Raw genomic sequence first — 3,855 nt, forward strand, 5'->3', positions numbered from 1 at the left:
TAAAGTACCCGTTCAATCCGGTTGCGACTTCGCTCAACCTACCAGTATCGAGAGTTGAGCGGAGTCGAAACTCGGTTTATGGGGATCTTTTTTGCGCGCAAGTCCCTTATGGGCAGTGCTTCTGGATATGAAGTGGGGAAGATGCGGACGGGTCATTGACTTCCCAGGCTCCCGCGCTCCCATCGCTCCCTTGCTCCTGCCCCGATCGCTACGGAATCATCGGCATCAGGTGAACGGGATCGAGGTGGACCGGCCACGGTTGTTCTTGCGTTCGCAAAAGCTCCCACTTTTCTCGATAAACCTCGGCTTGCAGGTGGTAGTCATGGGGCGATCGCGGCGGGCTATGGAGCTTGATGTAGAGGCTGACTTTGTGCTGGGTTTCGGTGATCATGGCGAGCCAACCGGGAAAGGTATTGCGCTGATTGCCCTGGCGCAAAAACTTGACGTGGTGTGCCCGTAAGCCGACACAGAAGGGAGATGGCGGTAGGGGATCAAGGACTTCTAGCTGACAATGCCAGTCGATCGCTTCCAGATGATGGGCATCGATTGGTCGGGCGCGGGAGAAGTTCTTGCATTCCGTCACCCTGGCCGCTTCGTAGGTCGGTGGCCGTTGAAAAATGGCGGCTTTGGCCCCGTAGGCCAACATTTTGCCTGCGGAGAGCACCAATAGATTTGGGCAGAGGCGATACGCTTCTTCGAGCTTGTGGGTAATGAATAAGGTGACCCCTGGATAGCTGGTGAGCACTTCGACCAACAGCTTTTCGATGTGGCTCCGCAGATAGGTGTCGAGGGCCGCGAGGGGCTCATCCATCAGCAAAATCTGGGGCTGACTCGCGAGGGCGCGGGCCAGGGCGACCCGTTGTTGCTGCCCGCCGGAAAGTTGGTGGGGATAGCGATCGCCCAAGCCCAACAACTCCATGCGATCGAGATACTGAATGACGGCGGTGGCCCGCTGGGTCCGGGGCACTGCGTCCATGCCAAAGGCAATATTTTGCGCCACGGTGAGGTGAGGAAACAGTGCATACTGCTGAAACACGAGCCCGACCCGGCGATCGCGACTCGGAACGTTGATGCCGCGCTGGGAGTCAAAGAGGACGCGATCGTTCAGGACAATGCGGCCTTGGGTGGGGGCTTCCAGTCCGGCAATGCAGCGCAGGGTCATGCTTTTGCCCGAGCCCGAAGCGCCCAGCAGGCCCAAGGGTTCATCCGTCGCTCGAAACTGCACCTGGAGATGAAAGTCGGGGACGTGGTGCTCGATGTTGACTCGTAGCTCAGGGATTTTGGTTGCTGGGGCCATTGGCGGCCTGGGTAAAGCTGGGGGCAGCGGTGCCGCCGCCGGGACAGCGGCGCTCATCCCCGCAGTAGGCGCAACAGTGGGCTCCCAATCATCTGACCGTTGAGCGGAATGACTGGGGAACAGCGCGCGATCGCCGTCAGCAAAGGAGGCGAGATTAGTCGGCGATGCTGAGGCTCTGGTGGGCGATCGCCCCTGGGTCGCCTGGCCCGTCGCCCTTCGCCCAAACAGGGATCGGCTCAGGGTGCCAAAATACAGCTGATTAAACAGCCGTTCGAGCCCGCCCTGGAGCCAGGTGGGACGGGGCGATCGCGGTTGATTGCCCTGGTTGATGCCCGCGATGACGACGAGAGCCAGGCCGATCATCAACAGCACCCAAACCAGCGCTACCCCCATGCGCCCTGCTTCAGCGGCGAAAAAGATGGCAATGGGCATGGTCTGCGTGACCCCAGGAATGCTGCCCCCCACCATGAACGTGGCCCCAAACTCGCCGAGCGCCCGCGCAAAGGCCAACACTGTGCCCGCTAAAATTCCTGGCCAGGCCAGCGGCACCAGCACTTGCCAAAAAATTCGCCATTCGGAGGCTCCCAGCGTTCGCGCCGAACTGATGAGAGTCTGGTCAATCTGTTCCAAGGCGCTGAGCACGGTTTTATACATCAGCGGCAGGGCGACGAGGGTGGCCGCGATCGCCGTCGCCGTCCAAGTAAAGATCAGGGTGATGCCCAGGTGGTCGAGCCACTGCCCCACGGGACTGTTTTTGCCCAAGAGCAGCAGCAGCAAAAAGCCGATGACTGTGGGTGGCAACACCAGCGGCAACGTCAGCACGCCATCGATCCACCCCCGCGCCCACCCGCGATAGTCCATCATTCCACGGGCGATCGTGATACCTAAAATCGCCGCCAGCCCCGTCGCCACCAGGGCCGTTTTGAGGGAAATCCATAGGGGGGAGAGGTCGTCAGGCATCAGTCCGCTCGCCCAAAGCCATAGTCCTGAAAAATTGCCGTGGCGGTGTCGCCGGAAAGGAAATCGACAAATGCGATCGCGGCGTCTGGCACCGCACTATCCTGCATGACGGCGACGGGATAGATGATCGGGGTGTGGGTATCGGCGGGGGCGATCGCTATCTGTTGCACTTGGTCAGAGAGTTGAGCGTCGGTGGCGTAAACCAACCCCGCGTCAACATTGCCCGTTGCTACGTAGGCGAGCACCTGCCGCACGTCTTTGGCAAAGACTAACTTGGCCTGCATCGCCTCAAACAACCCGAGACTGGTCAGCGTTTCTTTGGCATAGCGCCCAGCCGGGACGCTTTCGGGCTCACCGATCGCCACCTTCCCCACCCTATCGGTTGCCAAGTCAGGAAAATTGCTGGCTTTGACGTTACTCTGGGGCACTACCAACACCAGGGAATTTTGCAATAAATCGTGGCGCGAACCGGCGAGAATCTGGCCCTTCGTGACCAAGTCGTCCATCCATTGAGGCGATGCCGAAAGATAGACATCCACCGGGGCTCCTTGAGCAATCTGCTGGGCCAGGGAACCGGATGAGCCAAAGTTGTAGGTGATCGTCACCTGGGGGGCAACTTCCTGATAGGCCAGCTGAATGTCTGCCATCGCATCTTGGGCGCTGGCAGCCACTGACACCGTGAGTTCGACAGTCGGCTTGCTGGTTTGGGGGGCGGGCAGATTGGTCACTGAGGCCGGGGAGCCACAGGCGATCGCGCTCAGGGCAGTCCCTAAAGCCAGCAGGATGGTAAAGTATCGGCGATTCATCATGATCATGCCCCCCGCACTGCACGGGTAGAAGCCAAAGTATGGCGTTTGGCCCGCAACCTGTTTGTAATTGCAGGCGGAAATAACTCTACTTCGGAGTCTTCAAGAGTCGCGATCGGGCACAGGAAAGTATAGTCGGGGTCACATGCTCCCGTGTCATCGACTTGCACAGCCCATTTATTTGGCAGTCCCTTAACCCCAATTTCAACGACATACCAACTCTCCCCAATCAAGCGAGCCCCAATCAAGCGAGTAGTCAGCACTACTAACCACTCTTGATCACTGAGAGGCAACTCCCATGCCTTCGCCACGAAGGCCAAGGCTCTCCATTGAGCCTCTTCCGGTGCAATGTTAATACGAGAAAGCATTACAGCGTTCCCCCGCTGGATGAAGTACAAATTCAGATCTGAGACTTAAGCGTGACAAGGTTTCAGGGCTGATGCTGTACCTCACGGGAGCAGGAACCGCTGTATCCATGTGAGTCGCCTAAGTCCAGGACAAAAGTTTGAGTGTGTGGCGAAAGTCATCTTCAGAGAGTGGAGAGGGATGGAACCGGCTGTGACGAAGATAGCCCAACCCTAAGCGGAACAAACTTTTGGCTCTGCGACCATGTTTCTTGATAGCAATAGGCCGCACCTGATGTAAAAACAATCCCGTTTTCATCACACTCTTGTCGGCTTGATATCGCCTGAAACCCTAGGGCGCGTCATCAATTAATTCCAGAGACCTGGTGGGATCAGCATTACCGCGCCCGCACTCCTGAAATAAACTAGGGCCTGTCGTCCTTTTGCC

The 3,855-nt window shown here is 58.2% G+C and carries 2 protein-coding genes and 1 pseudogene; all 3 read right to left on the reverse strand.

Annotation, left to right across the window (positions count from 1 at the left end):
- Window positions 1–208: 208 nt before the first annotated feature.
- Complete coding sequence (gene modB / locus JUK32_RS27315; RefSeq protein ID WP_239112207.1) at window positions 209–2,257, reverse strand: molybdate ABC transporter permease subunit; 2,049 nt, start codon at window positions 2,255–2,257, stop codon at window positions 209–211.
- Window positions 2,257–3,066, reverse strand: a complete 810-nt coding sequence (gene modA, locus JUK32_RS01310; RefSeq protein WP_204137052.1) for a molybdate ABC transporter substrate-binding protein — start codon at window positions 3,064–3,066, stop codon at window positions 2,257–2,259. The genes modB and modA overlap by 1 nt, the downstream gene beginning before the upstream one ends.
- 483 nt (window positions 3,067–3,549) lie before the next feature.
- Window positions 3,550–3,726 (reverse strand): annotated as a pseudogene (locus JUK32_RS27320) (IS4 family transposase); the annotation flags it as partial.
- Between the last annotated feature and the right edge of the window lie 129 nt (window positions 3,727–3,855).

Origin of the sequence: Halomicronema sp. CCY15110, from assembly GCF_016888165.1 — a bacterium.
In the GTDB taxonomy this organism is placed as follows: domain Bacteria; phylum Cyanobacteriota; class Cyanobacteriia; order Phormidesmidales; family Phormidesmidaceae; genus Halomicronema.

Bases quoted from the DNA above. Each gene is read 5' to 3' on its own strand.
- modB (WP_239112207.1), bottom strand. From the start codon at position 2,257: ATGCCTGACGACCTCTCCCCCCTATGGATTTCCCTCAAAACGGCCCTG.
- modA (WP_204137052.1), bottom strand. From the start codon at position 3,066: ATGATGAATCGCCGATACTTTACCATCCTGCTGGCTTTAGGGACTGCC.